We start from the raw sequence: 26,206 nt of genomic DNA, 5'->3' as shown, positions 1-26,206 counted from the left end.
TTGAACAAGTATTTCAAAAAGCAAAGGGCACCCATCCACAGGTGCCCTTCGCTCTATCGCAAGGTGAACGGGTTCACCCCATCGAACGCGCACCCACCACCTGCGCATGGCCCCGTGAGGTGACGATGCCGAGGAAGGAGATCACGATCGCCAGGCCCAGGGTAGAGCTCACTTCCGCGCGGTGCTCGGGCGTGTACATCATCACCGCCAGCGCCCCACCGATGAACAGGATCACCGCCCAGGTCAGGTACGGGAACAGCCACATGCGGAACTTCAGTTCGGTGTTCTCGCGCTCCAGGCGGCGGCGCATGCGCAGCTGGGAGATGGCGATGACCAGGTACACCAGCAGCGCGATGGCGCCTGAGCTGGCCAGGAGGAACTCGAACACCCCCTTCGGCGCGAAGTAGTTCAGCACGGCGATGGCGGCACCGATCAAGGTACTGCCGAAGACGGCCGCACGCGGCACGCCAACCTTGGAGGTCTTGTTGAGCATGGCCGGCGCGTCGCCACGCTTGGCCAGCGAGTACATCATCCGCGAAGCGATGTAGATCGACGAGTTCATGCAACTGGTCACCGCCACCAGCACCACCAGATCGACCATGAAGGCGGCATTGGGGATGTTCATGATCTCCAGCGCTCGCTGGTAAGAGCCCACCACCGCCAGTTGCGGATCGTTCCACGGCACCACCGAGATGATCACGAAGATCGACAGGATGTAAAAGGTGCTGATCCGCCAGATCACCGAGCGCGTGGCCTTGGCGATGTTGCGCGACGGGTCGCTGGACTCGGATGCCGCGATGGTCACCGCCTCGGTACCGATGAAGCTGAACATCACGGTAATGAAGGCGCCGATCACCGCCGACCAGCCCTTGGGCGCGAAGCCGCCGTGCTCGGCCATCAGGCTGCTGAGGCCGCTGACCTCCCGATTGGGCAACCAGCCCATCAGCGCGGCGAAGCCCAGGCCGATGAAGCCCAGAATGGCCGTGACCTTCAGAATGGCGAACCAGAACTCGAACTCGCCGTACTTGGCCACGCTGAACAGGTTGGTACCGGCCAGCAGCACCACCGAAGCCAGAGCGAAGATCCAGCTTGGGATGTCAGGGAACCAGGCGTTGAGCACGTGTCCGGCGGCCAGTGCTTCGATCGGGATGACCAACACCCAGAACCACCAGTACAACCAGCCGATGGTGTAACCGGCCCAACGGCCGATGGCCTGGTCGGCATAGGTGGAGAACGAACCGGTGTCGGGGTGCGCCACGGCCATTTCGCCGAGCATGCGCATGACCAGCACCACCAGGGTTCCGGCCACGAAATAAGAAACTATGGTTGCAGGCCCGGCTGCCGCGATGGCGTGCCCGGAACCCACGAAAAGTCCTGCTCCGATGATGCCCGCGATGGACAGCATCGTTACATGACGCGGCTTGAAACCTTGTGCAAGGTTGCCATCAGATCCCACGGTGTTCATTGATCTTGTTCTCTTTTTGCTGACACAAGGAAAGACGGGCAGGCGTAGGCGAAAATTGCTCCTGGAAGATGAGGGAAAAATGACACGTCGCTCACGCTCTGTTGTTGACCTTCTGCACGCTTTACAGAGCAACGCACCGGCAAATGCGGGGACCATTTAAGCCCCGCACGGCGCCGGGAATTTACACGAGAACGTCCCACAGGTGCGCGATCACGACAACGCATTTCCAATCGCGCCAGATGTCGCCAATGGCATGTCTGGATGCGTCATCGGGGCGTCTGGAGGTGGTGCGTAAATCGAGCGCCGCGCGGGCGGCGCTCGATCTCACAGGCGCCAAACAACGTACGGCAGGCATTAAAAAAAAGCCCCGGTCTCCCGGGGCCCTGTTGCTCAGGCGTCTGCCTACGCCTGTCCGGTACGCTCGAAGCGTCGGGCCAGCAACAGGTAAGCGAGGATTCCCAGCACGCCATGGGCGGCCACGAACCAGAGTGCGTTGTGGAATGAGCCGGTGGAGGCCACCACGTAACCGATCACCAGCGGGGTGACGATGCCGGCGATGTTGCCGATGCCGTTGAACACGCCACCACACAGGCCGACCATCTTCTTCGGCGCCACGTCCGACAGCACCGCCCAGCCTACCGCCGCCAGGCCCTTGCCGAAGAACGCCAAAGTCATCAAGCCGATCACTGCAGCGTTGCCGTCGACATAGTTGGCCAGCACCAGGCTGGTCGACAGTGCCATGCCGATCACGAACGGGGTCTTGCGCGCTTTCGAAGGATGCACGCCACGACTGATCAACCAGTCGGACAGCAACCCACCGAGAATGCCGCCGGTGAAGCCGCAGATCGCCGGCAGCGCAGCGACCCAGCCGGCCTCCATGATAGTCATGCCACGGCCTTTGATCAGGTAGATCGGGAACCAGGTGATGAAGAAATAGGTCAGCGCGGTGATGCAGTACTGGCCCAGGTACACCGCCCACAGGTTGCGACTGGTGAACAGTTGCATCACTTCGGCGCGGGTCGGCTTGCTCTTGGCTGCCTTGCGTTCTTTTTCCAGATCGACCAGTGCGCCACCCTCACGCATGTAATCGAGCTCTTCGCGGCTGAGTCGCGGTGCGCTGTGGGGTTCATGGTAGAGGCGGAACCACACCAGGCTCAGCAGCAACCCCAGCACACCCATCCAGATGAATACCTGCTCCCAACTCAGGGTGTGGGTCATCCACGCCATCAACGGGGCGAACACCACCACCGCCATGTACTGCGCCGAGTTGAACAAGGCCGATGCCGTGCCGCGTTCGCGGGTGGGGAACCAGCAACTGACCACCCGCGAGTTGGCCGGAAATGCCGGCGACTCCACCAGGCCGAGCATGAAGCGCATGGAGAACAACGCCACCGCCGCCGATGCGCCGGCCAGGCCCATCCAGCCCACGGTGCCCTGCAGCAGGGTGAACAGCGACCAGAGGATCAGGCTGACGCCGTAGACCCGACGGGCACCGAAGCGATCGAGCAGCCAGCCGCCCGGCACTTGACCGAGGGCATAGGCCCAGGCGAACGCGGAAAACACCATGCCGAGCATGACCGGGTCCATGCCCAGATCCTTGAGCACTTCGGTTCCGGTGATCGACAGGGTGGCCCGGTCGGCGTAGTTGATGACAGTGATGACGAAGATCAGCGCCAGGATCAGGAAGCGATGGCGACCGACCCCAGCCAGTGCCTGTGGTGCGGCGACGGCGGATTTGCTGTTCATGTGACCCTCTTGCTTCTCGATGGAAGCGATTGTTCTTGTGAAGAGAAGGTGTGGCTTTTGGGCTGTGTGGTGTGTGTACGGGCCTGTAGAAGCCGGTGTTGGCAGCTAGGCGCAATTGGGCGGTATTTCGCCCCGGAAACAGGCAGCCAGGTTGTCGAGCACCATCTGCCCCATCTCCAGCCGGGTCTGCAGCGTAGCGCTGCCCCGGTGCGGTTGCAGGCTGGCTTGGTTGAGGTCGAGCAATGCCGCAGGCACATGGGGCTCGTCGACGAACACGTCCAGCCCGGCACCGGCGATACGACCTTCCCGCAGCGCCTCGACCAGCGCCGGTTCATCCACCAGCTTGCCCCGTGCGACGTTGATCAGGTATCCCTGCGGCCCGAGCGCTTCGAGCACATCGGCCGTCACCAGAACCTGACCACCATCAGCGGAAGCGGCGACCACCAGCACGTCGACCGAGCGCGCCAGTTCGACCAGGTCGGCGGCGTAGCGGTAACCGCAATCCGCCTGCTCGCGACGTCCGTGATAGGCGATGCGCATGTCGAAGGCGGCGGCGCGGCGGGCGATGGCCTTGCCCACCTGGCCAAGGCCGACGATGCCCAGGTCGATGCCGCTGACCTTACGCGCCAACGGCAGGTTGACCGTGCCCCACAAGCCATCGCGCACCAACCGCTCACCTTCGCCCAGGCGGCGCAGGGTGCTGATGATCAGGCCCAGGGCCAGGTCGGCAACGTCGGCGGTGAGCACACCCGGCGTGGTGGTGACATGAATGTTGCGGCTGGCCGCATGGCGCAGGTCCACGGCGTCGGTACCGATGCCGCTGATGGCGATGATTTCCAGGGCAGGCAGCTGGTCCATCAAGGCGTTGGAAAGCCCCTTGGCGCCACCGGTAACCACACCGCGAATGCGCGGACCGACTTGGTCGAGCAGCTGTTGCGGGTTGGCCTGCTGATACAGCCTGTGCACCTGATAGGCAGCGACCAGCTGGGCGTCGATGGCCTCTGGCACGGGCTGGGTCAGCAGCACGTCGATGGTGTTGTGGTTCATCGTGGGTATCCGGCAGTTCGAAGACATAGGTCGATGCTAGGCCGGCATTTGATACAGGTCTAATATAGATGCTGGATCGAATAATTCAGGAATTGAATCATGGAATTGCACCAGCTGCGCTGTTTCGTCGCCGTTGCCGAAGAACTGCATTTCGGCCGTGCGGCCACTCGCCTGCACATGACGCAACCGCCGCTGAGCCGGCAGATCCAACTGCTGGAACATTCGCTCGGAGTGCTGCTGCTCGAGCGCAACAACCGCCAGGCGCGGCTGACCCTCGCCGGCCAGAGCTTCTTGGAAGATGCCCGACGCATCCTGCACATCGCCGAGACCGCCAGCCACTCGGCCCGGCGTATCGCCCACGGCGAGGCCGGTCGATTGACCCTGGGTTTCACTGCGGTGGGCGCCTACAGCATGATTCCGCGTTTGCTGGTCCATGCCGGCAAGGCTCTGCCGGATATCGAGCTGATGCTCAGCGAAAGCGTGTCCAGCACCCAGGTGCATGACCTCGAAGCCAGCCTGATCGACATCGGTCTGGTACGCCAGGTACTGCCCAGCGCGCGGGTCGAGTACGTGCCGATCCACCGCGAGCCTTTCGTCGCGGCGCTGCCGGCAGGACATCCATTGAGCAGCCGCGAGCGGCTCAGGCCGGAGGACTTCCATGGGCAGCCGTTCATCATGTACAGCGCCGGCGAAGGGCGCTACCTGCATGACCGCATCACCAATCTGTTCGCCCGGCACGAGGTGCAGCCGCGATACCTGCATCGGTTGGGGCAGACTCACTCGGTGCTGGGGTTGGTCAATGTCGGCTTGGGTTGCGCGGTGGTGCCGGCCTCGGCGCAGGCGTTGCGCCTGGAGCAGGTGGTGTTCAGGCCGTTGCTGGGAATGGAGCAGCAGGCGGAGATCTTTCTGGCGTATTGCCGGGATAACCCGAACCCGGTGTTGGGCGCGTTCGTGGCGATGGCGCGGGGGTTTTTCGAAGCCGGATAAATGGCGCTGGCCCCTTCGCGGGACAAGCCCGCTCCCACAGGCTGTGGGAGCGGCGGTTCGGCGCCCCGGCTTACCCGCGAAGAGGCCCTATGGCTCACCGCACCAGGCAAGGCCGCTTGTTATCGAACTGCCACCCCGGAATCAGGAACTGCATCGCCACGCTGTCATCCCGTGCCCCCAGCCCCATGTTGCGGTAGCACTCATGGGCCTTGGTCAACTGGTCTTCATCGATCTCCACACCCAATCCCGGGCGCTCCGGTACGCGCACATGGCCATCGACGATTCGCAGTGGTTCGCGGGTCAGGCGCTGGCCGTCCTGCCAGATCCAGTGCGTGTCGATCGCCGTGATCTCACCCGGCGCAGCCGCTGCCACCTGAGTGAACATGGCCAGGGAGATGTCGAAATGGTTGTTCGAATGCGAACCCCAGGTCAGGCCCCAGTCGTTGCACATCTGCGCCACCCGTACCGAACCTTGCAAGGTCCAGAAGTGCGGATCGGCCAGTGGAATGTCCACCGACTGCAACTGGATCGCGTGGCCCATCTGCCGCCAGTCGGTGGCGATCATGTTGGTGGCCGTCGGCAGGCCGGTGGCGCGGCGGAACTCGGCCATCACCTCACGGCCCGAGTAACCGTTCTCGGCGCCGCACGGGTCCTCGGCATAGGCCAGCACATCGTGCTTGTCGCGGCACAGGGCGATAGCCTCCTTGAGCGACCAGGCACCGTTGGGGTCGAGGGTGATGCGCGCTTCGGGGAAGCGTTCGGCCAGCGCGGTCACCGCTTCCATCTCTTCTTCGCCGCGCAGTACACCGCCCTTGAGCTTGAAGTCGCTGAAGCCATAACGCTGCTTGGCGGCTTCGGCCAGGCGCACTACCGCCTCGGGGGTCAGCGCCTTTTCGTGACGCAGGCGGAACCAGTCGTCGTCGGCATCGGCTTCATTGCGGTAGGCCAGGTCGGTCTGCTGGCGGTCACCGATGTAGAACAGGTAGCCCAGCATCTTCACCGCATCGCGTTGCTGGCCTTCGCCGAGCAACGCCGCCATGGGCACATTCAGGTGCTGGCCGAGCAAGTCGAGCAAGGCCGACTCGATGGCGGTCACCGCATGCACGGTGATACGCAGGTCGAAGGTCTGCAGACCACGGCCTGCGGCATCGCGATTGGCAAAGGTCTGGCGCATGGCGTTGAGCACGCGCTGGTAATGGCCGATGGGCTGGCCGACCACCAGGCTGCGAGCGTCTTCAAGGGTCTGGCGGATCTTCTCGCCACCCGGCACTTCGCCCAGGCCGGTGTTGCCAGCGCTGTCGCGCAGCACTACGACGTTACGGGTAAAGAACGGGCCATGGGCGCCACTGAGGTTGAGCAGCATGCTGTCGTGGCCAGCCACCGGGATCACGCGCAAGTCGGTGACCACGGGCGTTTGGGTATGGAGCGCGGGTGTCGTGTGCATGTTCATGGTTGTTGTCTCGCAGTCATCAGTGGGTCTGGCCCAAGGCCGACGGAGCCTTGAGGTCATGGGAGGGAGCGCCCTTGGGGCGGATACGGACGAAGAACACGGCGATGGCCGCCAGTACCGAGGTCACGGCCAGGCCATAGAGCCCACCCTGGATCGAGCCGGTCTGTTGTTCGAGCAGGCCGAACGTGGTGGGGGCGACGAAGCCGCCGAGGTTGCCGACCGAGTTGATCAGCGCGATCACCGCCGCGGCGATGCGTGCATCCAGGTAGCCCTGGGGAATCGGCCAGAACAGTGAGGACGCCGACTTGAAGCCGATGGCGGCAAAGCAGATGGCGATGAAGGCGAACACCGGTCCGCCGGTGGTGGACATGAACATACCGATCGCGGCGATCACCAGGGCGCTTGCCACCCATGCCTGCTGGAACCTCCAGCGGGCGGAACCGGCGGCGAAGGCGTACATGGCCAGGATCGAGATCAGCCAGGGAATGGAGTTGAAGAAACCGACCTGCAGGTCGCTCAGCTCGCCCATGCGCTTGATGATGCTCGGCAGCCAGAAGGTCGCTGCATAAATGGTCAGCTGAATGCAGAAGTAGATCAGGCAGAACAGCACGATCTGGCGGTCCTTGAGCAGGCTCCAGGCCGAAGGCCTGACTACGCCGGACGCTTCGCGCTCACGCTGCTCGCGGTCGATGGTCTCGACCAGCGCAGCCTGCTCGGCCTGGCTCAGCCACTTGGCATCCTGGGGTTTGGAGTCGAGCCAGAAGAACACGAAGAAGCACAGCGTCACCGAAGCCATGCCTTCGATGAACAACATCCATTGCCAGCCGTGAAGGCCCAGGCCCTGGATCTGCATCAGGGCACCGGCCAAGGGACCGGAGATCAGCGACGCCAATGCCGATCCGCTGAGGAAGATGGCGATCGCCTTACCGCGCTCGGCCGCTGGCAGCCAGCGGGTGAAGTAGTAGATCACGCCAGGGAAGAAGCCCGCCTCGGCCACGCCCAGCAGAAAGCGCAGCACATAGAACTGAGTTTCGTTCTGGACGAAGGCCATGGCCGTGGCCACCAGGCCCCAGGTGAACATGATGCGGGTCAACCACAGGCGCGCGCCCACGCGTTGCAGGAGCATGTTCGACGGCACCTCGAACAGTGCATAGCCAATGAAGAACAGGCCTGCGCCAAAGCCGTAGGCTGCAGCGCTGATGCCCAGGTCGCTTTCCAGGTGAGGGCGGACGAAGCCGATGTTGACGCGGTCGAGATAGTTGACGATGAACATGATGACGAACAGCGGCAGGACATGGCGCTTGACCTTGGCCACGGCGCTGGCCAGGGCATTGCCGTCATTGCGCGCAGGCGCAGCGAGGGTGTCGTTCACTTGTGAATCTCCCACTAATTGTTTTTGTGCGGGTTGGCTTGTCGGGCAGGACAGTGGGACGGAGCATATGCCCCGCAAGGTTGTACGACAAGATGGGAAATACAACTCAAATGGCAAAATACAAGCATATAACTAGCAAACTTGCGGTCATCTAGTAGCTAACGTGTCAACATGCGCATGAGCCGTGCGGGGAAAATCGAGCAGAAACTATTTTTATCGTTTAACTTGTCATACAAGCATGTACATCCCCGGAATCCTTCCATGTCCTCTTCGAACGTCAAACGTAGCCACAGCCGTGCTCATGATCTGGTGTCGAGCCTGACCCAGCAGATTCTGCTCGGCACCTTCAAGCCAGGCGACAAACTGCCCTCGGAAAACACCTTGGTGCGCGAGCATGGCGTCAGCCGCACTGTGGTGCGCGAAGCCTTGTCCAAGTTGCAGGCATCAGGGCTGGTCGAGCCGCGCCACGGCATCGGCACGTTCGTGATCGAGCGCCTGGGCCAGGGCACTTTGCGGGTGGGTGCGGAGAATGCCGCGAGCGTGCGTGATCTGCTGGAAATGCGCATTGGCCTGGAGGGCCAGGCCGCCGCTTTGGCCGCAGTACGCCGGGATGATCAGCACCTGGCACGCATGCGCCAGGCGCTGGACGACTACCAGGATCTGGCAGCCGCCGGAGACAGCTGCATCGAAGCGGACCGGCGCTTTCACCTATTGATCGCCGAAGCCACCGGCAACCTGTACTTCAGCGAAATGATGGCGCAACTGGGCAATGGCCTGATCCCGCGCAACCGCATGGCCCTGGCCGAGCGCGCCGGGGCCAACCTGGCGCGGCACGCCTACCTGGCCAACCTGGAGCACGAGGCGATCCTCAACGCCATTCGCCGCCAGGACCCCGATGCGGCGCGGGCGGCTATTTGTCTGCACCTGTCCAACAGCCGCGATCGGTTGTTGCCCGACTAGCGGCGCCATTACACCGCTGGCGGCCTTACCAGGTCAGGCAGATCTTGCCGAAATGCCGGTTGCTCTCCTGGTAGCGGAACGCATCGACGATCTGTTCCAGCTCGAAGTGTTTGTCCACCACAGGTCGCAGGCCATTGGCATCGATGGCCCGCACCATTGCCTGCTGCTGAGCGCGACTGCCGACCAACACCCCTTGCAGGCGGATCTGCCGGACCAACGCCTGCACCAGCGGAAACTCCCCGGCCACGCCGGTGAGGATGCCGATCAGCGACACATGCCCGCCGATCCGGGCAGCGATCATCGATTGCTCCAGGGTTGCCGGCCCACCGACCTCGATCACATGATCGACGCCGCGATTGCCGGTGAGCTCGCGCACCTTCTCGCCCCAGGTCGGGATGCTGCGGTAGTTGATCAGATGGTCGGCGCCCAGGGCCTTGAGGCGCTCGAGCTTGGCATCGCTGGACGAGGTGGCGATCACCGTGGCGCCAGCCAGCTTGGCGAACTGCAAGGCGAAGATCGACACCCCGCCGGTGCCCTGCACCAGCACGGTATCGCCCGGTTTCAGGTGATCGTCGCTCATCAGCGCGCGCCAAGCAGTGAGGCCGGCGGTGGTCAGAGTGGCAGCCTCGGCATGGCTGAAGCCCTCGGGCGCCAGGGTGAAGGAGGTAGCGCGGGCAGTGACCTGTTCGCGGGCATAGCCATCGATGCCGTCACCGGGCACGCTGGCGAAGCCTTCGAGCTGAGTCTGGCCGTCGAGCCAGTCGGGGAAGAAGGTACTGACGACGTGGTCGCCGACCTTGAATTCGGTCACGCCGGCACCGACCGCAACGACCTCGCCGGCCCCATCGGCCATGGGAATGCGCCGCTCGCTCGGGCCCCACATGCCGCTGACCACGGCGAAGTCGTGGTAGTTGAGGGAGCTGGCATGCAGGCGCACGGTGATCTCGCCGGCCTGCGGCGCGGGGGCCTCGCAGGTGCCGACTTCGACCTTGTCGTAACCGCCACCGGGTTGCAGGTAGATGGCCTTGTGGGTCATGGCAGGGGGTTCCATTCACGGGGAAGACAAGGGTTCAGCATAGTCAGTGGCGGACCTTTCGCGGCGGTTCGGCGCGAAAGGTCCAGCACTGACACGGTGAAGTCAGCCCAGCATCCCCTGCAACGCCCGACAGTCCGCCGCATGCCAATCCGCCAACTGCGGCCAGGGATTGTCCGGCAGGTTGACCAGTACCGTGCGCGCCCCTGCCGCACGCCCGCAATCGAGGTCGAAGCGGTAGTCGCCCACCATCACCATCTCGCCGGGCGGCACACCCCAGGCATCGGCGATCTTCAGCAAACCATCCGGGCTCGGCTTGGGTGCGGCTTCGTCACGGCCGAGAATGTGCTCGACCGGAAAACAATCCGCCAGACCGATGGCCTCCAGGGTGACATGCGCCAGCTCCCGGGCATTACGGGTGAGGATGCCCAGCCGGCAACCGCGCCCGGCCAACTCACGCACCAGCGCCACGGCACCTTCGGCAGCGGTGGACGCCACGGCCAGGTCGCGCTCGTGTTCCAGCAGCCAGGCATGCTTGGCCGCCGCCTGCTCGGCAGGCAAGGCGGCCAGATGGGTAAGGATGTCGTCTTCGGGCGGAATGCCCAACGCCACGCGAATGGCGGCGAAGTCATGCACCGCCACGGTCAGGGTGCCGTCCATGTCGAACACCCAGTTGCGGATCTGGCCGAGGCTCATGCCCAGTCCTTGCGATGACGGATCAGGCCTTCCTGGGTCGACGAGGCCACCAGTTTGCCGGCGCGGTTGAAGATGCTGCCACGGCAGAAACCGCGGGCATTGCCGGCCCAAGGGCTGTCGGTGGCATACAGCAGCCAGTCGTCGGCACGCAGGTCGCCGTGGAACCACAGGGCATGGTCGAGGCTGGCGATCTGCATGTCGCGGTGCCAAACCGACTTGCCATGGGGTTGCAGCGAAGTGGTCAGCAAGCCGAAGTCGGATGCGTAGGCCAGCAGGTACTTGTGCAGCGCCGGTACATCCGGAAGCACGCCGTCGGCGCGGAACCAGGCGTACTTCACCGGGTCGCCAGGCTTGGGGTTGTAAGGGTCGCGCTCGGTCACCGGGCGGATCTCGATCGGCTTGGCGCACAGCACTTTGTCGCGGATCCGCTCGGGCAGCAGGTGGGCCATGGGTTGGGCCAGCTCAACCTCGGTCGGTAAATTTTCCGGGCCGACCACGTCGGGCATTTGCGCCTGGTGCTCGAAGCCCTCTTCGTCGTACTGGAACGACGCGCTGAGGGTGAAAATGGTCTGGCCCTTCTGGATCGCGGTCACCCGGCGGGTGCTGAAGCTGCCGCCATCACGCACGCGGTCGACCGAGTACACCACCGGCAAGGTGGCATCGCCAGGGCGCAGGAAATAGCCGTGCAGCGAATGCACATGGCGCGCATCCTCGACTGTCTGACTGGCCGCCGACAGCGACTGGCCCAGTACCTGACCACCGTACAGTTGGCGGAAGCCCAAGTCCTGGCTGCGCCCACGGAACAGGTTTTCCTCGATCGACTCCAGGCTCAACAGGTCGACCAGGTCGTCCAGCACATGACTCATTGGAAATTCTCCTCGCTAGGCATCACAGCTCTACTGCGCTCACAGAAACGAATGATACAGAATTTGTCATTGGCGCCACGCATGGTGGCTCATTCAGTGCGCAGGGTCTGTTCCCAGTGCGGGCGTCCATTCGATAGAGCACATGGGGGCGCAGCGGATGGCCCGTGGGCAGGCGCGGGTGCTCGAAGCTGCCATCGGGGTCCTGGACCATGCCAATGGCCTGCATGACTTTCTGCGAGGGAAGGTTGCTCTGGGTAGTGAACGACACCACTTGGTCCAGGCGCAATTGGGCGAAAGCACAACGCAGGCAGGTCCAGGCCGCCTCGCTGGCGAAGCCAAGGCCCCAGTGGCGCCGGGCCAGACGCCAGCTGATTTCCACCGCCGGCGCGAACGGCGCGTCGAAGTTGACGTTGAGCAGCCCGGTCATGCCGATGAAGGCGCCGCTGTCGGTCCGCTCCAAGGCCCACAGACCGAAACCGTACTCGCTGAAATGACCGCGGATGCGACCGATCAGCGCCGCCGCTTCCAGGCGCGTCAGAGGCGCTGGAAAATACCGCATCACCTGCGGATCGGCGCACATTGCCGCGAACTCCCGCAGGTCGTCATCCTGCCATTGGCGCAGCAACAGGCGGGCACTGTGCAGTTCGAGGATGGGGCTCATCGGGCGTGCTCCGATTTTACGGTGGCTCAGTCTACAGCGTAGGCGCACGCCGCACTTTCACCCAACCCTGCCAATGCAATGCAATTTTCACAGGGCCTTCACCGGGCTCCGACAGCAGCCTTCTCACAATGCCAGCCAATCATTGCCTGCCATTGGAGTCCTGCATGCTACCAAGCACCACCCTGGGTCATTCGGCCATCCGCCTGCGGCGCAAGCGACGGCTGTCACGCAAGGCCCTCGGTGCCGTCCTCGGCCTGTGCATGGTCGTGGCGGCGTTGACCACCTGGCTGGCGACGAGGACGCACATCGTGGACCTTGGCAACGAACAGCAATTGAGTGACAGCGGCCTGTTGCAGGACTGGGCCGAGGGCGCGGTGATCGTGATGATCCGCCATGCCGAGCGCTGCGACAGCGCACCGGGCCCCTGCCTGGACGACGCCACCGGCATCACCGTGGCCGGCAGCCAAGCGGCATCGCGGGTCGGTCAAGGCTTGCAGCAACTCGGGCTGTCCGGCGCCGACCTGATCAGCAGCCCGAAACTGCGTACCCGGCAAACCGCGCACTTCATCCTCGGCCAGCACGTGGCGAGCGAAGACTGGCTGGAAAACTGCGACCGCCAGTTCGCCAGCGAAGCCCTGGCGCACAAACGGGCCGGGCATAATCTGGTGCTGGTGACCCACAACGGCTGCATCGATCACTTCCAGCGCTCCCAGGGCGTGGCCGGGGGCGAGCGTGAAAGCGGCTATGCCAGCGCCCTGTTCGTCTCCGTCGATGCCACCGGCAAGACGCGGATTCTCGGCCGCCTCAACGAGCCCGACTGGCGGCGGGTACTGGCCAGCGTCGGTCGCTAGGCTGCCCGCACCAGCGAACCGATGCCTGCCATCATGCAGTTGGCAGGCTATACCGCGACCATGGCAAGATCAGCGCTGGCCCCACGTTGCGAACACCCCATGCCGTTGCCGCTGATCTACCACGACGACTACAGCCCGGAGTTCCCCGCCGAGCACCGCTTCCCCATGGACAAGTTCCGCCTGCTGCGCGACCACCTGGTCGACAGCGGGCTGGTCAGCGACCAGGACTTGCTGCGTCCGGAAATCTGTCCCAACGACATCCTCGCCCTGGCCCATGACCGCGACTACATCGAGCGCTACATGAACGGCGAGCTCTCCCGCGAGGACCAGCGCCGCCTCGGCCTGCCCTGGAGCGAGGCGCTGGCCCGGCGCACCGTGCGCGCGGTAGGTGGCTCGCTGCTGACCGCAGAGATGGCCCTGCAGCATGGCGTCGCCTGCCATCTGGCTGGCGGCACTCATCACGCCCACTACGACCATCCGGCCGGCTTTTGCATCTTCAACGACCTGGCGGTGATCAGCCGCTACCTGCTCGAAGCCGGACGGGTGCACCGGGTACTGATCTTCGACTGCGACGTGCACCAGGGCGACGGCACCGCGCGCATTCTCCACGACACGCCGGAGGCGATCACCGTGTCGCTGCACTGCGAGCAAAACTTCCCGGCACGCAAGGCCGACAGTGACTGGGACATACCGCTGCCACGGGGCATGGACGATGCCGCCTACCTGAAGGTGGTGGACGATGCCTTGAATTACCTGCTGCCGTTGTACCGCCCGGACCTGGTGCTGTACGACGCCGGTGTCGACGTGCACAAGGACGATGCCCTGGGCTACCTGCAACTGACCGACGAAGGTCTGGCCGCACGTGACGAACAGGTGCTGCGCCATTGCCTGGGCCGGGATATCCCCGTGGTCGGCGTGATCGGTGGAGGCTACAGCAAGGATCGCCAGGCATTGGCCCGGCGTCACGGCATTCTCCACCACAGCGCGGCACGGGTCGTCGGTTGTTCACAATGACTGTGGAACCGCTTGTGGATAACCTCTGTGAAAGCTCCTGCAGCCCTCGTCCAGCCTGGCCTGCGGGGATGTGATCGTTTTTTGACCAGTGCTTCCGACGGCTGCGCTAGGCTAGAATGTGCGGTCTTTTCCACAGCCTGTCGCCCCCATGTCCGAAATTCACCGCGCATCCCCTCCCCTGGCCGTCGTCATCGGTGGTGGCCCGGCCGGCCTCATGGCCGCCGAAGCATTGGCCCAGGCGGGCCTGGCGGTACAGGTGTTCGACGCCATGCCATCGGTAGGGCGCAAGTTCCTGCTGGCCGGTGTAGGCGGCATGAACATCACCCATTCGGAAGGTTATCCACAATTCAAGGCGCGCTACGCCGGGCGTCAGGATGAGATCGACGCTCTGTTGCGCGACTTCGATGCCGATGCCCTGCGCCAGTGGATTCATGGTCTCGGCATCGACACTTTCGTCGGCACTTCCGGCCGGGTGTTTCCCACCGACATGAAGGCGGCGCCGCTGCTACGCGCCTGGCTCAAGCGCCTGCGCGACAGCGGCGTGGTTATCCACACCCGCCACCGCTGGCTCGGATGGAATGCCGACGGCAGCTTGCGGATCAGTTATCCACAAGGCGAACTGCAGGTGCGGGCCGACGCCGTAGTCCTTGCTTTGGGCGGCGGCAGTTGGGCGCGATTGGGCTCCGATGGCGCCTGGCAGCCGCTCCTGACCGAACGCGCTGTGGATATCTCGCCATTGCGGCCCAGCAACTGTGGCTTCGAAGTCCAGGGCTGGAGTACTGTGCTGCGCGACAAGTTCGCCGGGGCGCCGCTGAAGAACATCGCCTTGGGCATGCCCGGTATGCCTGCGCGTAAAGGAGAGTTCATCCTCACCGCCCAAGGCGTCGAAGGCAGCCTGGTGTACGCCTGGTCGGCGCCGCTGCGCGATGCCATCGCCCGCGATGGGCATGCCACGCTGCTGCTCGATCTGTTGCCGGACAAGCCTGTGGACAACATCGCCAAGGCGCTGGCCAAGCCACGTGGATCACGCTCGATGGCCAAGCATCTGCAAGGCCAGTTGGGGATCGACGGGGTCAAAGCGGGGTTGCTGCGCGAGCTCACCGATGCACCGACCTTCGCCGACCCGCAGGCGCTGGCACGGGCGATCAAGGCGCTGCCGATCACTTTGGTGCGCACGCGTCCCCTGGACGAAGCGATCAGCAGTGCCGGCGGAGTGCGCTTCGAGGGGCTGGATGCGGGGTTGATGGTGAAGGCGCTGCCGGGCGTGTTCTGTGCTGGCGAGATGCTCGACTGGGAAGCGCCGACCGGTGGCTATCTGTTGACCGCATGCTTTGCCAGTGGATTGCGGGCGGGGCGAGCGGCGGCAGAGTGGTTGGGATCCACAAGCTGACGCGATCCAGTTGGATCAACAGCCTTGCTCCCACAGAGCCAAGCGCTTATGGCTTGCGCTTGCGCGGCCCGCTGTTGAAGCTCGGCACCTTGCGCACCGCCTTGATCGGCGCTGGGGCAGCGTTTTCTTCACTGTCCATCCAGCGCCCCAGACCGCGCTTGGCGCTGTTTTCCTTTGGCTTCTTGGGCTTTTTCGGCTTCTTGATCACCTGACCACTGGCGTCGGTCATCGGCACCCGATGGTCGGGGATGAAGTCCGGCTCTTCATGGCGCGGCAGGGTCTGACGAATCAGGGTCTCGATCGCTGCCAGCAGTTGCACTTCATCGGCACACACCAGCGAAATCGCCTCACCCTTGTTGCCCGCCCGGCCTGTACGGCCAATGCGGTGCACGTAGTCCTCGGCGACGATGGGCAGGTCGAGGTTGACCACCAGCGGCAGATCGTCGATGTCCAGGCCACGGGCCGCTACATCGGTCGCTACCAGTACCTGCACCTCACGCGCCTTGAAGCTGTCCAGGGCGCGCTGGCGCGTGGCCTGGGGACGGTCACCATGGATACCGTCGGCATTCACGCCCTCGCCCAGCAGGCGCTCGACCAGTTGGTCGACGCCGTTGCGGGTCTTGGCGAATACCAGCACCTGTTGCCAACGCTGCTTGCGCAGCAAGTGACAGAACAGGTCGGCCTTGCGCTTCTTGTCCACCGGTACCAACCATTGCTTGACCGTCGTGGCTGCGGCATTGCGCGGGCTGACTTCGACGCTCAGCGGGTCATTCAGGGCAAGCCCGGCAAGCATGCGGATCTGCTCCGAGAAGGTGGCCGAGAACAACAAGGTCTGGCGCTTGCGCGGCAAGGCCGCGTACACCGCCTGCAATTCCTCGGCAAAGCCCAGGTCGAGCATGCGGTCGGCTTCATCGAGAACCAGCATCTGGACCTGGTTGAACTTGATGGCGTTCTGCCGGAACAGGTCGAGCAGCCGGCCTGGGGTTGCCACCAGCAAATCGACACCGCGACGCAAGCGCATCATCTGTGGGTTGATGCTGACACCACCGTATACCGCGTAAGTGCTCAGCGGCAGGTTCTCGGCGTACTCGCGGACGTTGGCATGGACTTGCTCGGCCAATTCCCGAGTCGGCACCAACACCAGGGCGCGGATCGAGTTGCTGGCGACCTTCTCGCCCTCCAGCGCCAGACGTTGCAACACCGGCAGGGCAAAGCCGGCGGTTTTGCCGGTGCCGGTCTGGGCCGCGGCCATCAGGTCGCGGCCGGCCAGCACGGCGGGGATAGCCTGGGCCTGGACCGGGGTCGGGGTGGTGTAGCCCAACTGCTGCAAGGTCTGCAGCAGGGGTTCGATCAGGCCGAGTTTGGCGAAATTCATGTCGGTACCGTCAGGGGGTTCAGCGAAGCCCGCAAGTTTACCGCAATGCCCTGCCCTACTTGCAGATTTCCCCTTCCAGCGGCTGCGGCGGCCGGCGCCATTGCGGCAGACCGATCAACACCACCGCGCTGATGATCACGGCCATGGCCAGGCATTCCTCGGCGCCGATCTGCTCACCGGCAAAAATGATCCCCAGCAGGACCGCGACCGCCGGGTTGACGTAGGCATAGCTGGTGGCAGCTGCCGGGCGTACGTGCTTGAGCAGGTACATGTAGGCGCTGAACGCCAGGATCGAGCCGAACAGCACCAGATAGGCCAGCGCGCCCCAGCCAGCGGCACTGGGCATCTGAGTCATGCGCTCGCCCGAAACGGCACTGCCCAGCAGCAGCACCGCGCCCCCGACAAGCATTTCCGCGGCGCTGGCCATGGGGCCGGCGGGCAGCGGCAACGATTTGCTCCACACCGAACCAAAGGCCCAGGACGCGGCGGCGAACAGGATCAGTGCCGCGCCGATAGGGCTGGCCTGCAGGTTCGAGCCCAGGTTGAGCAGGCCGATGCCGACCAGGCCCAAGGCGATACCTGCCCATTCCAAGGGCGAGTTGCGGTGGCCGAACAACAGACCGAACAGCAAAGTGAACAGCGGTACGGTGGCGATGGCCAGGGCCGCCACACCCGAGGCGACCCCGGCGTGTTCGGCCACCGTCACGCCACCGTTGCCGCAGCTCAGCAGCAGAAAGCCGATCGCCCCCGCTGCCCGCCATTGCCGCCAGGTCGGCGCCGGCACCCCGCGCCAGCGCAGAAAGCCATACAGCAGACCGCCGGCAATCATGAAGCGCACACCCGCCATGAGCATCGGCGGCCAGGACTCCACGCCGATGCGGATGAACAGGTAGGTGGAGCCCCAGATCAGATACAGGGCCAGAAAGGCACCGATGAGCAACAGCGGGAAGCGGCGGGAGGCAGGCATGGCAGGGGCACTCTAAGTCCGTTTACAGGTGCCCCAGTTTAGTGCGGAGGTTGCTTGGGAATAAGTTACAAAACTGGGCAAAAACACCGAAACACTTTGCCGGAGTGTGGGGCCATCATTGGCACAAGAGAGCTCAATGCCGCAACAACAATCGCCCCTCGATCGGCACATAACGGCTGGCCGCACGTATCAACGACAACGCCGTCAGCCCCGGCACGCCATACACCACTGCCTCGGTGCCGTGACGCTGAATCACCCGCTCGAGCAACAGGTCGAAATCACCATCGCCGGAGGCCAGCACCACCTGATCGACACGGCTGGCCGCATCGATCACATCCAGCGTGATTCCAACGTCCCAATCGCCCTTGGCCGAGCCATCGCTACGCTGGATGAACGGCTTGAGCCGCACCTCGAAGCCCAGGTTGCGCAATATCTGCTGGAACTGCTGTTGCTTGCTGTCACCGCGGTCGATGGCATAGGCGAAGGCCTCGACGATCTGCCCTTCACGGCTGACGTCGGCCCACAGTGCGGTGTAGTCGAAATGGCAACCGTGCGCCTGGCGCACGGTGTAATAGAGGTTCTGCACATCGGCGAACAACGCGATCTTCTTCACGACCCAACCTCGGCAGAAGGGGCGCGTCGCACCCCTGAAAATGACCGCAGTATGCCAGAGCTATCAGACGTAGGAGTCGTCGTCGGAGAAGAAGCCGCCATCGTCGCCATCATAGCCAGCGTCGTAGCCGCTGTCGGCATAGCCACCCTGGTCGCCCCAGCCACCATTGTCGGCGACCTGCTGCTGGCCGCTCTGGTCCTGCCAGCCACCGCTATCGCTGGCCGGCGCGGGTTCTTCCTTGATCACCTCGACCACTTCCTCGGGCTGCGAGTGGTGGTTGAACAAGCTGCTGATCCCCTGCGCCAGCAACACACCACCGGCCACGCCAGCCGCAGTCTGCATGGCACCGCCGAGGAAGCTGCTGGCACCGCCACGGGCTGGCGCGGCGGCGAAGCCCGGCTGCTGTGCCTGGGGCGCGGTGTAGCCTGGGGCCGAGGGTTCGCGCCAGCCGCCGCCAGTAGCCTGGGGACGCGGCGGCGGGGCCTGGAACTGGGATTGCGGCTGGGGCGCAGGTGCCGGGCTGCGCGAGCCCGAACCGAACAGACCGGAGAGGAAACCACCCCCACCACTGCTGGCCTGCCCCCGGCTGGCCTCGGCCTGGGCACGGGCCTGCTCCAGTTCGGCCTGAAGCTGCTTGTTCTGTTCGTCCAGGCGCTTGAGCGCAGCTTCCTGCACCAGAATCGCCTGGGCCATGTAGTACGGCGCGGCCGGTTGCTGACGCAGGTGTTCTTCGATGCGCGCCTGGGCCTGGGCGTCACGCGGCTGGCTCGGATCCTCGGCTTGCTTGATGCGGCCGAACAGGCCGTCGATCAGGGTTTGTTCTTCAGTGTTCATGGGGCTACCTCATGGGGAGCAGGACATCGGACAGTGTCAAGATGGGGCGCTTGGGCACCGGATTCAATCAACCGAAGGGTGAAAGTTTTTTCAGCAAATGACCGCCCTGGGCTAAAGTTAGGCCCCTGTTTTGACTGTCATGTGATGTCTACCCATGAACCCGCTTAGCATTTTGCGCGACTCCTTCAATTTCTTCAGCCGCCACCTGACCCCCATCATCACCCTGTGCCTGCCGCTGATCGTGCTCGAGTCCCTGCTCGCGCAACTGCTGCAAGGCCAACTGAGCGATCGCGCGGCGATGGCGGCCGCGACCTTGGTCGGCCTGGCGTTGTACCCGCTGTACAACGCCGCGCTGATCCTCTATCTCGACACCCGCAGCAACGGCCAGGACATCGCCAAGCGCGACCTGCTGGCACGCGCGGCCCAGCTCTGGGCGCCGTTGGTACTGCTGCTGGTGATCAGCTTCCTGTTGATCCTCGCTGGCCTTGCCCTGCTGATCATTCCGGGCATCTGGATCATGATCAACCTGGTGTTCGCCGAATATCTGGTCGTGCTGCGCGGCTTGCCGGTGGTACAGGCGATGCGCGAAAGCGCACGGATGACCACCGGTCACTTCCTGCGCATCCTGGTCTGCCTGCTGGCAGTGCTGGCGCCGCTGTGGCTGATCGATGCCCTGCTGATGACGCTGTTCCCCGAGCCTGCTACCGGTATCGAACTGCTGCTCAACAGCCTGAACGGCTTCCTCAGCCTGTTCATCACCGTGGTGCTGTACCGCCTGTTCATGCTGCTGGAGAACGAAGCAGGCGCTTGAACTGGCCTGCCGACGAACGGCTCGGTTATGCTGGCACCACCCGCACCGACAAGCCGAGCCGATGACCCGACTACTGCGCAACGTCCTGCTCCTGATTATCCTGCTGCTGGCCCTGCTGTGGTTGCTCGCCCACCACCTGAGCTGGCAGCCCGCGCAGCGCGAGGCAGTGCCGGTGGCCTGCCAGGGCAACCCGGCAGCACTGCAACCGGGGCAGACCCTGAAGGTCATGACCTGGAACGTGCAGTACCTGGCCGGCAAGCGCTATGTGTTCTGGTACGACCAGGGCCGTGGTGACGACACCCGCCCCAGCGCCGAAGACCTGGCGTTCAACCTCGATGAAGTGGCCCGTGTCATCCGCACGCAAAAGCCGGACGTGGTACTGCTGCAGCAGTTGGACAAGAACACCAAGGCCACCGACTACCAGGACCAGCTGGCGCTGCTGCGCGAACGCCTGGCCGACCTCTACCCCTGTGCTGCCCAGGCCTACGACTGGCAGGCCGGGCTGGTACCCGACCGGCACATCCTCGGCAGCGTCGGCCGCACCCTGGCCACCCTCAGCCGCTACCCGATCGGCAAGGCCGAACGCCTGGCACTGCCCAACGATGCCGACACGGTCCTGCAGCGTCTGTTGCGACCGCAGCCAGGGCTTCTGGTCAGCTACCTGCCCATCGCCGGCGGTGGCCGCCTGGCAGTGCTCAACACCCGCCTCTCGCCCTACCAACCCGGCAGCGACGTGCAACGCCGCCAGGTCGCCCATGTGGCCAAGGTGCTCGATCGCCTGGAAGGCCAGGGCACGCCCTGGGTGATCGGCGGCGACTTCAACCTGCTGCCCCTGGGTCAGTACCGGCGCCTGCCGCCGGCCCTGCGCGGCACCTACTCAGCCGACAGCGACCTGCACCTGCTGTGGGACAAGTACCCGCTGATACCCAGCAACGCCGAAGCCAGTGGCGCCGAGCGCGATGCCTGGCTGACCCACTTCCCCAACGACCCGGCGGCCAACGGGCCGGACCGCACGCTGGACTACCTGGTGCACAGCCCTAGGCTGCTACGCCAGGATGCCCAGGTACTGCAGCAGGACACCCTGCAGATCTCCGATCACCTGCCGGTGCTCGCCCGCCTGCAAATCCCTGGGCGTCCCTGATGCCTCTGGGCCTCCCTGGGGCTTCGAGCAGCCCCGCCAGGACCTCCAGCGGCTGGTGTATGAGCGGTGCAGCCCCTCAAAAAATGTTGTTTTTTCTGGTTGATCGGCTATCCCTTAGATGGCTCTAAGGCGTAAGGCAGCTGGCCGAATGCGAGCGGCCCCAAGCCCCCATCAAAACGGACAAGACTGGAGCCCCTGATGAGCCTCTCCCCTTTCCACCTGGCAATCCCTGTATACGACCTCCCGGCCGCTCGTGCTTTCTATGGCGATCTGTTCGGCCTGGCCGAAGGCCGCTCCAGCACCCATTGGGTCGACTTCGATTTCTATGGCCACCAACTGGTCATCCACGAGCACCCTAAGACCGCCAGCCAGGAGTCGGCCCACACCAACGCCGTCGACGGTCACGACGTACCGGTGCCGCATTTCGGCATCATTCTCGACTGGGACGAGTGGGAAGCCCTGGCCGAGCGCCTAAAGGCGCGCGAAACCAAGTTCGTCATCGAGCCCTACGTGCGCTTCAAGGGCCAGGTCGGCGAGCAGGCCACCATGTTCCTCTTCGACCCGTGCGGCAATGCCCTGGAGTTCAAGGCGTTCAAGGATATGAGCCAGCTGTTCGCCAAGTGACCGACCAGACCGCGCCCTGCGAGGTTGGGCGGGGGGCGCTACAAGCCTCTACAAAAGGCCCTGTTCGCTCTCGATGATCTGGGTGATGATCGGCACCGGCGTCAGCAGGTGATCGAGCATCATCTTGCTGGCCTTGTCGGCGTCGCGCCCGATGATCGCCTCGACCAGCGCCGCGTGCTCGGCGCGCTTGAGGCGCAGCGCATCTTCCGATAGCACCGTGCGCTTTAGCCAGATCTGGCGATAGCGTTCGGCCTGGTCCTGAAGGAACGCCCGGGCCTGCAGCAAGCTCTTGGACCCGCATCCACTGGCGATGGCGCTGTGGAACGCCTTGTGCCGGGCATCCCAGATCTCGACCATTTCCTGGGGGCTGTGCAGCTCCACCACCTTCGACAACACATGCGAGCGGGCGATGATCGAGGCCTCCCAGGCCTCGTCGCCGCGCTCGACAGCCAAGCCGACGATCATCGCTTCGAGATGCGCCCGGGCCTCGTACACGTCGCGCATTTCTTCCAGCGACATGCTCGCCACGCGGTACCCCTTCTGGTTGACCGAACTCACCAGGCGCTCGGCGACCAGCCGCGCCAGCACCTCGCGCATCGGGCCAACGCCCAGCGCGTAGCGCTCTTTGAGGCTGCTCATCAACAGCTTTTCACCCGGCCGATAGGCGCCTTGGAGAATGTCGGCCTTCAGGCGCGCGTAGGCGGCATCCGAGGCGGGTTCAGCCAGAGAAAGGTCATCCATAGAGGGGTTCCATTGCTAGATAGCGCCGATCATACCGGAAATGGCGCCACCTCCGCTTTGCGTCTACCTCAATGCGTTTTAACTACATAAATTAAAAATGTAGACATTTTGTTAAAGTGACGATAATTTTCCCTCACAGCCGCACATCACCGACATTCCCGACTGGCCCGCCCAGGAGACGCCATGAACGCTTTCACCCAGATCGACGCCCCCGCCGTTCCCCAGCCCGTAGCCCTGCAAGGCTTCACCCTGCAGGCCAGCGAACAGTCCGACCGCCTGCTGGAGCTGCGCTTGCCGAAAGCCACAGTCGATGCCTTCGTCGCGGCAGTGGCGCAATGGCCGGTACAGGCACTGGAATACAAGTCGTTCCTGCGCTTCCAGGTCGGCAAGATCCTCGATGACATCTGCCAGGGCACCCTGCGCCCGGTCATCATCAACACCCTGCTCGACCGCAGCACCGGCGGCCTGCTGGTGATCCCGGAAGGGCTGGACGATGTGAGCCAGGCCGAAGACATGGTCAAGCTGTCGACCGCCGTTGCTCACCTGTTGGGCCGCTCGAACTTCGACGCCATGAGCGGCCAGTTCTACGCACGCTTCGTGGTCGAGAACGTCGACAACTCCGACAGCTACCTGCGCCAGCCGCACCGGGTCATGGAGCTTCACAACGACGGCACCTTCGTCAACCAGATCACCGACTACGTGCTGATGATGAAGATCGACGAGCAAAACATGGAAGGCGGCAACTCGCTGTTGCAGCACCTGGACGACTGGGCCGACCTGGATACCTTCTACAAGCACCCGCTGGCCCGCCGCGTGATGCGCTGGACCGCGCCGCCCAGCAAGAACACCCGCGAGGATGTGTTCCACGCAGTGTTCGACACCGACGCCGCCGGCCGCCCGACCATGCGCTACATTGATCAGTTCGTGCAGCCCGAGAACTTCGAGGAAGGCACCTGGCTGTTCCAGCTGGGCGAGTCGCTGGAAGGCAGCGCGAGCAAGGTCTCGATCCCGGTGCCGGTGGGTTCGTTCCTGCTGATCAACAACCTGTTCTGGCTGCACGGTCGCGATCGTTTCACCGCTCACCCGGGCCTGCGCCGCGAGCTGATGCGCCAGCGGGGCTACTTCAGCTTCCCGAAAATGCAGCACCACCGCGGCCAGACCTCCAACTGATACGCGACACGCCAGCGGCCGGATCCCCGGTCGCTGGCGTGTCGAAGGAACAGACTCATGTACGATTTCGTGATCATCGGTGGCGGCATTGTCGGCATGTCCACTGCCATGCAGCTGGCTGACCGCTATCCAGGGGCACGCATGCTCGTGCTGGAGAAGGAAAGCGGCCCGGCCCAGCACCAGACCGGCCACAACAGCGGCGTGATCCATGCCGGCGTGTACTACACCCCCGGCAGCCTCAAGGCCAAGTTCTGCCTGCAGGGCAACATTGCCACCAAGCGCTTCTGCGATGAGCACGGCATTCGCTACGACGAGTGCGGCAAGCTGCTGGTGGCCACCAACGAACTGGAAATGGAGCGCATGCGCGCCCTGTGGGAACGCACCGCGGCCAATGGCCTGGAGCGCCACTGGCTGAGCGCTGGCGAGCTGCGCGAGCGCGAGCCGAACATCGTCGGCCTGGGCGGCATCTTCGTGCCCTCCAGCGGCATCGTCAGCTACGCCGAGATCACCGCGCAGATGGCCAAGGAGTTCCAGAAGAAAGGCGGCACCATCGTCTTCGGCAGCGAGGTCACGGCCCTGACCGAGCGGGCGGACTCGATCGTGGTGCAGACCGCGGGCGACACCTACACCACCCGCTACCTGGTGTCCTGTTCCGGGCTGATGGCCGACCGTGTGGTACGCATGCTGGGCGTCGAGCCGGGCTTCACCATCTGCCCGTTCCGCGGCGAGTACTACCTGCTGCCGCCGCAGCACAACCAGATCGTCAACCACCTGATCTACCCGATTCCGGACCCGTCGATGCCGTTCCTCGGCGTGCATCTGACGCGGATGATCGACGGCACGGTCACCGTGGGGCCGAACGCGGTGCTGGCGATGAAGCGCGAGGGTTACCGAAAGTCCGACGTTTCGCTGTCCGACCTTGCCGGCATGCTCGGCCACAAGGGCATTCGCAAGGTGCTCAAGGACAACCTGCGCCCGGGCCTGACCGAGATGAAGAACTCGCTGTTCAAGGGCGGTTATCTCAAGACCGTGCAGAAGTACTGCCCGAGCCTGCGCAAGGAAGACCTCAAGCCCTACCCTGCTGGCGTGCGGGCCCAGGCGGTGTCCAATGAAGGCAAGCTCATCGACGACTTCCTGTTCGTCAACACCGCCCGCAGCGTGAACGTGTGCAACGCGCCGTCGCCGGCGGCCACTTCGGCGATTCCGATTGGGGCGTATATCGTGTCGAAGGTGGAGGAGCAGGTGGGGGATAGCTTGGCGAAGGTGGTGGTGCAGGTGGCGTAGGTCAAGGTGGGGTGATTTAGGCGCGGGGCGTGCGCTTGAGTCTTGCAGCGGCGCAGATACCGAGCGCCGCCCGCGCGGCGCATCGCGAGCTGCGCTCGCTCCTATGTTTGTTTCAGGCCAATGAGGTCTATAGGATTTGCGCGCGACCGCCTTGGTGCCTGCCACGAAGTCGCGTCATGAGAGCGAGAGGAAGCTTGGCGTCAGCCGCAATGGCTACCTGGGTTTCTACAAAGTCGCCGCGGTCACCGATCCCTGGTTGATCGAGCCTCTGACGGTGGATGGCGATGGTCTCGTTTGTCGACTCAAGGACCACCGGGGGCATGTGGTGAAGGCCGAGTTGGGCACAAGTGACCAGTACCTGAATGTAGAGACAGGCACTTCGCTCGAGTTCGCGATCGTTCATGCGCCAGATTGACGCTTGGTGATTCGATCTCACGCCTGTGGGAGCGGCCTTGCGTCGCGAAAGGGCCGCAAAGCGGCCCCGGCAATCCCACAGCGACGGGACTGTCAGTTTTTTTGTGTTCGGGCCGGTAATGGCCTGCCGCCAGGCAGGCCCTGATTTTCACCAGGTTGGCCTGATGAACCGATCTCCGTACAGAATCGCAAATTGATTCATCGCGCTTTTCCAATCATGGGCCGGTTTTCCCCAATTGGCTGTTATGTTGCGCAATCCCAGCCAAATCAGTTTGGTCGCTGCGTCATCATTCGGGAAATGCCCGCGAGTCTTGATGACCTTGCGGAGTTGGGCGTTGATGCTCTCGATGGCGTTGGTGGTGTAAATCACCTTCCTGATGGCAGGAGGGAAGACGAAGAATGGAATCACTCGATCCCAGGCGCGTCTCCAGGCAGCCACCACCGTTGGATATTTCTCGCCCCACGGCCCGCTTTCAAACTCATCGAGTGCTTGCTCAGCCGCTTCAGCATTGATGGCTTGGTAAATCGGCTTCAGCTCCTTGGCCAGAGCCCGCCGCTTGTCCCAGGCCGCGAAGTCGAGGCTGTTGCGGATCAGGTGCACGATGCACGTCTGCAGAGTCGTCTCTGGAAACACAGCGCTGAGGGCCTCTGGCATGCCTTTGAGGCCATCGGTCACGGCAATTAGCACATCTTC

Annotated in this window: 25 protein-coding genes and 1 pseudogene; 11 read left to right on the top strand and 15 right to left on the bottom strand. The window is 63.9% G+C overall.

Annotated features, from left to right (window positions below; translation table 11 throughout):
• Window positions 1–73: 73 nt before the first annotated feature.
• The 3 genes from gabP to KY379_RS19720 all read right to left on the bottom strand — a co-directional run bounded on the left by gabP (window position 74) and on the right by KY379_RS19720 (window position 4,258).
• On the bottom strand, window positions 74–1,465 hold the full coding sequence (gene gabP, locus KY379_RS19730; protein ID WP_133330326.1) for a GABA permease: 1,392 nt from the start codon (window positions 1,463–1,465) through the stop codon (window positions 74–76).
• Between the two features lie 402 nt (window positions 1,466–1,867).
• The gene (locus KY379_RS19725) at window positions 1,868–3,211 is read right to left on the bottom strand and encodes an MFS transporter (RefSeq protein ID WP_261241174.1); all 1,344 of its coding nucleotides are present in this window, start codon (window positions 3,209–3,211) and stop codon (window positions 1,868–1,870) included.
• A gap of 105 nt (window positions 3,212–3,316) precedes the next feature.
• Entirely contained in the window at window positions 3,317–4,258 is a 942-nt protein-coding gene (locus KY379_RS19720) for a 2-hydroxyacid dehydrogenase (RefSeq protein WP_261241175.1), read from the bottom strand.
• 99 nt (window positions 4,259–4,357) lie between these two features.
• On the opposite strand from KY379_RS19720, the gene KY379_RS19715 reads away from it, so the two are divergent.
• Entirely contained in the window at window positions 4,358–5,245 is an 888-nt protein-coding gene (locus KY379_RS19715) for a LysR substrate-binding domain-containing protein (RefSeq protein ID WP_261241176.1), read from the top strand.
• 94 nt (window positions 5,246–5,339) lie between these two features.
• On the opposite strand, the gene gudD is transcribed toward KY379_RS19715, so the two are convergent.
• Together gudD and KY379_RS19705 are read right to left on the bottom strand one after the other, a co-directional pair.
• Window positions 5,340–6,695 carry a glucarate dehydratase gene (gudD, locus tag KY379_RS19710; protein ID WP_261241177.1) on the bottom strand — a complete coding sequence of 452 codons (1,356 nt, stop codon included), beginning with the start codon at window positions 6,693–6,695 and terminating at the stop codon, window positions 5,340–5,342.
• 19 nt (window positions 6,696–6,714) lie between these two features.
• Window positions 6,715–8,067, bottom strand: a complete 1,353-nt coding sequence (locus KY379_RS19705) for an MFS transporter (protein WP_133330316.1) — start codon at window positions 8,065–8,067, stop codon at window positions 6,715–6,717.
• Between the two features lie 261 nt (window positions 8,068–8,328).
• Between KY379_RS19705 and KY379_RS19700 the strand changes: the two genes are divergently transcribed.
• On the top strand, window positions 8,329–9,027 hold the full coding sequence (locus tag KY379_RS19700; protein WP_261241178.1) for a FadR/GntR family transcriptional regulator: 699 nt from the start codon (window positions 8,329–8,331) through the stop codon (window positions 9,025–9,027).
• A gap of 25 nt (window positions 9,028–9,052) precedes the next feature.
• Here KY379_RS19700 and KY379_RS19695 read toward each other — a convergent pair whose 3' ends face one another.
• The 4 genes and pseudogenes from KY379_RS19695 to KY379_RS19680 all read right to left on the bottom strand — a co-directional run bounded on the left by KY379_RS19695 (window position 9,053) and on the right by KY379_RS19680 (window position 12,283).
• Window positions 9,053–10,063, bottom strand: a complete 1,011-nt coding sequence (locus KY379_RS19695; protein WP_133330312.1) for a zinc-dependent alcohol dehydrogenase family protein — start codon at window positions 10,061–10,063, stop codon at window positions 9,053–9,055.
• A gap of 102 nt (window positions 10,064–10,165) precedes the next feature.
• Window positions 10,166–10,756: an HAD family hydrolase gene (locus KY379_RS19690; protein ID WP_133330310.1), complete on the bottom strand. Its 591-nt coding sequence runs from the start codon at window positions 10,754–10,756 to the stop codon at window positions 10,166–10,168.
• On the bottom strand, window positions 10,753–11,622 hold the full coding sequence (gene tesB / locus KY379_RS19685) for an acyl-CoA thioesterase II (RefSeq protein WP_133330308.1): 870 nt from the start codon (window positions 11,620–11,622) through the stop codon (window positions 10,753–10,755). The genes KY379_RS19690 and tesB overlap by 4 nt, the downstream gene beginning before the upstream one ends.
• An 89-nt stretch (window positions 11,623–11,711) precedes the next feature.
• Window positions 11,712–12,283 (bottom strand): annotated as a pseudogene (locus KY379_RS19680) (GNAT family N-acetyltransferase).
• 164 nt (window positions 12,284–12,447) lie between these two features.
• Between KY379_RS19680 and KY379_RS19675 the strand changes: the two are divergent.
• The 3 genes from KY379_RS19675 (at window position 12,448) to KY379_RS19665 (ending at window position 15,538) form a co-directional block, all read left to right on the top strand.
• Window positions 12,448–13,134: a histidine phosphatase family protein gene (locus tag KY379_RS19675; protein WP_133330304.1), complete on the top strand. Its 687-nt coding sequence runs from the start codon at window positions 12,448–12,450 to the stop codon at window positions 13,132–13,134.
• Between the two features lie 99 nt (window positions 13,135–13,233).
• Window positions 13,234–14,148, top strand: a complete 915-nt coding sequence (locus KY379_RS19670) for a histone deacetylase (protein ID WP_196171958.1) — start codon at window positions 13,234–13,236, stop codon at window positions 14,146–14,148.
• A gap of 148 nt (window positions 14,149–14,296) precedes the next feature.
• Window positions 14,297–15,538 (top strand): TIGR03862 family flavoprotein, encoded by a 1,242-nt coding sequence (locus KY379_RS19665; RefSeq protein WP_196171934.1) that lies wholly within the window; start codon window positions 14,297–14,299, stop codon window positions 15,536–15,538.
• Between the two features lie 46 nt (window positions 15,539–15,584).
• Here KY379_RS19665 and KY379_RS19660 read toward each other — a convergent pair whose 3' ends face one another.
• The 4 genes from KY379_RS19660 to KY379_RS19645 all read right to left on the bottom strand — a co-directional run bounded on the left by KY379_RS19660 (window position 15,585) and on the right by KY379_RS19645 (window position 19,327).
• Window positions 15,585–16,913 carry a DEAD/DEAH box helicase gene (locus KY379_RS19660; protein WP_196171935.1) on the bottom strand — a complete coding sequence of 443 codons (1,329 nt, stop codon included), beginning with the start codon at window positions 16,911–16,913 and terminating at the stop codon, window positions 15,585–15,587.
• 55 nt (window positions 16,914–16,968) lie between these two features.
• On the bottom strand, window positions 16,969–17,880 hold the full coding sequence (gene yedA / locus KY379_RS19655; RefSeq protein WP_196171936.1) for a drug/metabolite exporter YedA: 912 nt from the start codon (window positions 17,878–17,880) through the stop codon (window positions 16,969–16,971).
• Between the two features lie 133 nt (window positions 17,881–18,013).
• A complete protein-coding gene (locus KY379_RS19650; protein ID WP_133330296.1) occupies window positions 18,014–18,493 on the bottom strand; it encodes an NYN domain-containing protein in 480 nt (159 codons plus the stop codon).
• A gap of 63 nt (window positions 18,494–18,556) precedes the next feature.
• Window positions 18,557–19,327: a DUF2076 domain-containing protein gene (locus tag KY379_RS19645; protein WP_261241179.1), complete on the bottom strand. Its 771-nt coding sequence runs from the start codon at window positions 19,325–19,327 to the stop codon at window positions 18,557–18,559.
• Between the two features lie 154 nt (window positions 19,328–19,481).
• Between KY379_RS19645 and KY379_RS19640 the strand changes: the two genes are divergently transcribed.
• From KY379_RS19640 to KY379_RS19630, 3 genes are all read left to right on the top strand, one after another.
• Window positions 19,482–20,138, top strand: a complete 657-nt coding sequence (locus tag KY379_RS19640) for a YciC family protein (protein ID WP_261241180.1) — start codon at window positions 19,482–19,484, stop codon at window positions 20,136–20,138.
• A gap of 61 nt (window positions 20,139–20,199) precedes the next feature.
• A complete protein-coding gene (locus KY379_RS19635) occupies window positions 20,200–21,279 on the top strand; it encodes an endonuclease/exonuclease/phosphatase family protein (RefSeq protein WP_133330290.1) in 1,080 nt (359 codons plus the stop codon).
• A gap of 198 nt (window positions 21,280–21,477) precedes the next feature.
• Window positions 21,478–21,903, top strand: coding sequence for a VOC family protein (locus KY379_RS19630; protein WP_261241181.1), 426 nt, complete (start codon window positions 21,478–21,480; stop codon window positions 21,901–21,903).
• Between the two features lie 48 nt (window positions 21,904–21,951).
• Here the strand turns inward: KY379_RS19630 and csiR are convergent, their stop codons facing one another.
• Entirely contained in the window at window positions 21,952–22,644 is a 693-nt protein-coding gene (csiR, locus tag KY379_RS19625) for a DNA-binding transcriptional regulator CsiR (RefSeq protein ID WP_133330286.1), read from the bottom strand.
• Between the two features lie 183 nt (window positions 22,645–22,827).
• Between csiR and glaH the strand changes: the two genes are divergently transcribed.
• The 3 genes from glaH to KY379_RS19610 all read left to right on the top strand — a co-directional run bounded on the left by glaH (window position 22,828) and on the right by KY379_RS19610 (window position 25,513).
• Window positions 22,828–23,814, top strand: a complete 987-nt coding sequence (gene glaH, locus KY379_RS19620; RefSeq protein WP_133330284.1) for a glutarate dioxygenase GlaH — start codon at window positions 22,828–22,830, stop codon at window positions 23,812–23,814.
• Between the two features lie 57 nt (window positions 23,815–23,871).
• Window positions 23,872–25,098 carry an L-2-hydroxyglutarate oxidase gene (gene lhgO / locus KY379_RS19615; RefSeq protein WP_261241182.1) on the top strand — a complete coding sequence of 409 codons (1,227 nt, stop codon included), beginning with the start codon at window positions 23,872–23,874 and terminating at the stop codon, window positions 25,096–25,098.
• Between the two features lie 136 nt (window positions 25,099–25,234).
• On the top strand, window positions 25,235–25,513 hold the full coding sequence (locus KY379_RS19610) for a hypothetical protein (protein WP_261261839.1): 279 nt from the start codon (window positions 25,235–25,237) through the stop codon (window positions 25,511–25,513).
• A gap of 147 nt (window positions 25,514–25,660) precedes the next feature.
• On the opposite strand, the gene KY379_RS19605 is transcribed toward KY379_RS19610, so the two are convergent.
• A partial coding sequence (locus tag KY379_RS19605; RefSeq protein ID WP_261241184.1) for an IS256 family transposase occupies window positions 25,661–26,206 on the bottom strand: 546 nt, incomplete at its 5' end.

The sequence above is a fragment of the Pseudomonas sp. HD6422 genome, from assembly GCF_025377065.1.
Lineage (GTDB): Bacteria > Pseudomonadota > Gammaproteobacteria > Pseudomonadales > Pseudomonadaceae > Aquipseudomonas > Aquipseudomonas putida_U.
Note: the sequence above shows the minus strand (reverse complement) of the source record. Positions and strands in the feature narration are given on the sequence as shown.

What these genes read in the sequence shown, in the direction of transcription:
- gabP (WP_133330326.1), bottom strand. Translation starts at nt 1,465, where the DNA reads ATGAACACCGTGGGATCTGATGGCAACCTTGCACAAGGTTTCAAGCCG.
- KY379_RS19725 (WP_261241174.1), bottom strand. Translation starts at nt 3,211, where the DNA reads ATGAACAGCAAATCCGCCGTCGCCGCACCACAGGCACTGGCTGGGGTC.
- KY379_RS19720 (WP_261241175.1), bottom strand. Translation starts at nt 4,258, where the DNA reads ATGAACCACAACACCATCGACGTGCTGCTGACCCAGCCCGTGCCAGAG.
- KY379_RS19715 (WP_261241176.1), top strand. Translation starts at nt 4,358, where the DNA reads ATGGAATTGCACCAGCTGCGCTGTTTCGTCGCCGTTGCCGAAGAACTG.
- gudD (WP_261241177.1), bottom strand. Translation starts at nt 6,695, where the DNA reads ATGAACATGCACACGACACCCGCGCTCCATACCCAAACGCCCGTGGTC.
- KY379_RS19700 (WP_261241178.1), top strand. Translation starts at nt 8,329, where the DNA reads ATGTCCTCTTCGAACGTCAAACGTAGCCACAGCCGTGCTCATGATCTG.
- KY379_RS19695 (WP_133330312.1), bottom strand. Translation starts at nt 10,063, where the DNA reads ATGACCCACAAGGCCATCTACCTGCAACCCGGTGGCGGTTACGACAAG.
- KY379_RS19690 (WP_133330310.1), bottom strand. Translation starts at nt 10,756, where the DNA reads ATGAGCCTCGGCCAGATCCGCAACTGGGTGTTCGACATGGACGGCACC.
- tesB (WP_133330308.1), bottom strand. Translation starts at nt 11,622, where the DNA reads ATGAGTCATGTGCTGGACGACCTGGTCGACCTGTTGAGCCTGGAGTCG.
- KY379_RS19675 (WP_133330304.1), top strand. Translation starts at nt 12,448, where the DNA reads ATGCTACCAAGCACCACCCTGGGTCATTCGGCCATCCGCCTGCGGCGC.
- KY379_RS19670 (WP_196171958.1), top strand. Translation starts at nt 13,234, where the DNA reads ATGCCGTTGCCGCTGATCTACCACGACGACTACAGCCCGGAGTTCCCC.
- KY379_RS19665 (WP_196171934.1), top strand. Translation starts at nt 14,297, where the DNA reads ATGTCCGAAATTCACCGCGCATCCCCTCCCCTGGCCGTCGTCATCGGT.
- KY379_RS19660 (WP_196171935.1), bottom strand. Translation starts at nt 16,913, where the DNA reads ATGAATTTCGCCAAACTCGGCCTGATCGAACCCCTGCTGCAGACCTTG.
- yedA (WP_196171936.1), bottom strand. Translation starts at nt 17,880, where the DNA reads ATGCCTGCCTCCCGCCGCTTCCCGCTGTTGCTCATCGGTGCCTTTCTG.
- KY379_RS19645 (WP_261241179.1), bottom strand. Translation starts at nt 19,327, where the DNA reads ATGAACACTGAAGAACAAACCCTGATCGACGGCCTGTTCGGCCGCATC.
- KY379_RS19640 (WP_261241180.1), top strand. Translation starts at nt 19,482, where the DNA reads ATGAACCCGCTTAGCATTTTGCGCGACTCCTTCAATTTCTTCAGCCGC.
- KY379_RS19635 (WP_133330290.1), top strand. Translation starts at nt 20,200, where the DNA reads ATGACCCGACTACTGCGCAACGTCCTGCTCCTGATTATCCTGCTGCTG.
- KY379_RS19630 (WP_261241181.1), top strand. Translation starts at nt 21,478, where the DNA reads ATGAGCCTCTCCCCTTTCCACCTGGCAATCCCTGTATACGACCTCCCG.
- csiR (WP_133330286.1), bottom strand. Translation starts at nt 22,644, where the DNA reads ATGGATGACCTTTCTCTGGCTGAACCCGCCTCGGATGCCGCCTACGCG.
- glaH (WP_133330284.1), top strand. Translation starts at nt 22,828, where the DNA reads ATGAACGCTTTCACCCAGATCGACGCCCCCGCCGTTCCCCAGCCCGTA.
- lhgO (WP_261241182.1), top strand. Translation starts at nt 23,872, where the DNA reads ATGTACGATTTCGTGATCATCGGTGGCGGCATTGTCGGCATGTCCACT.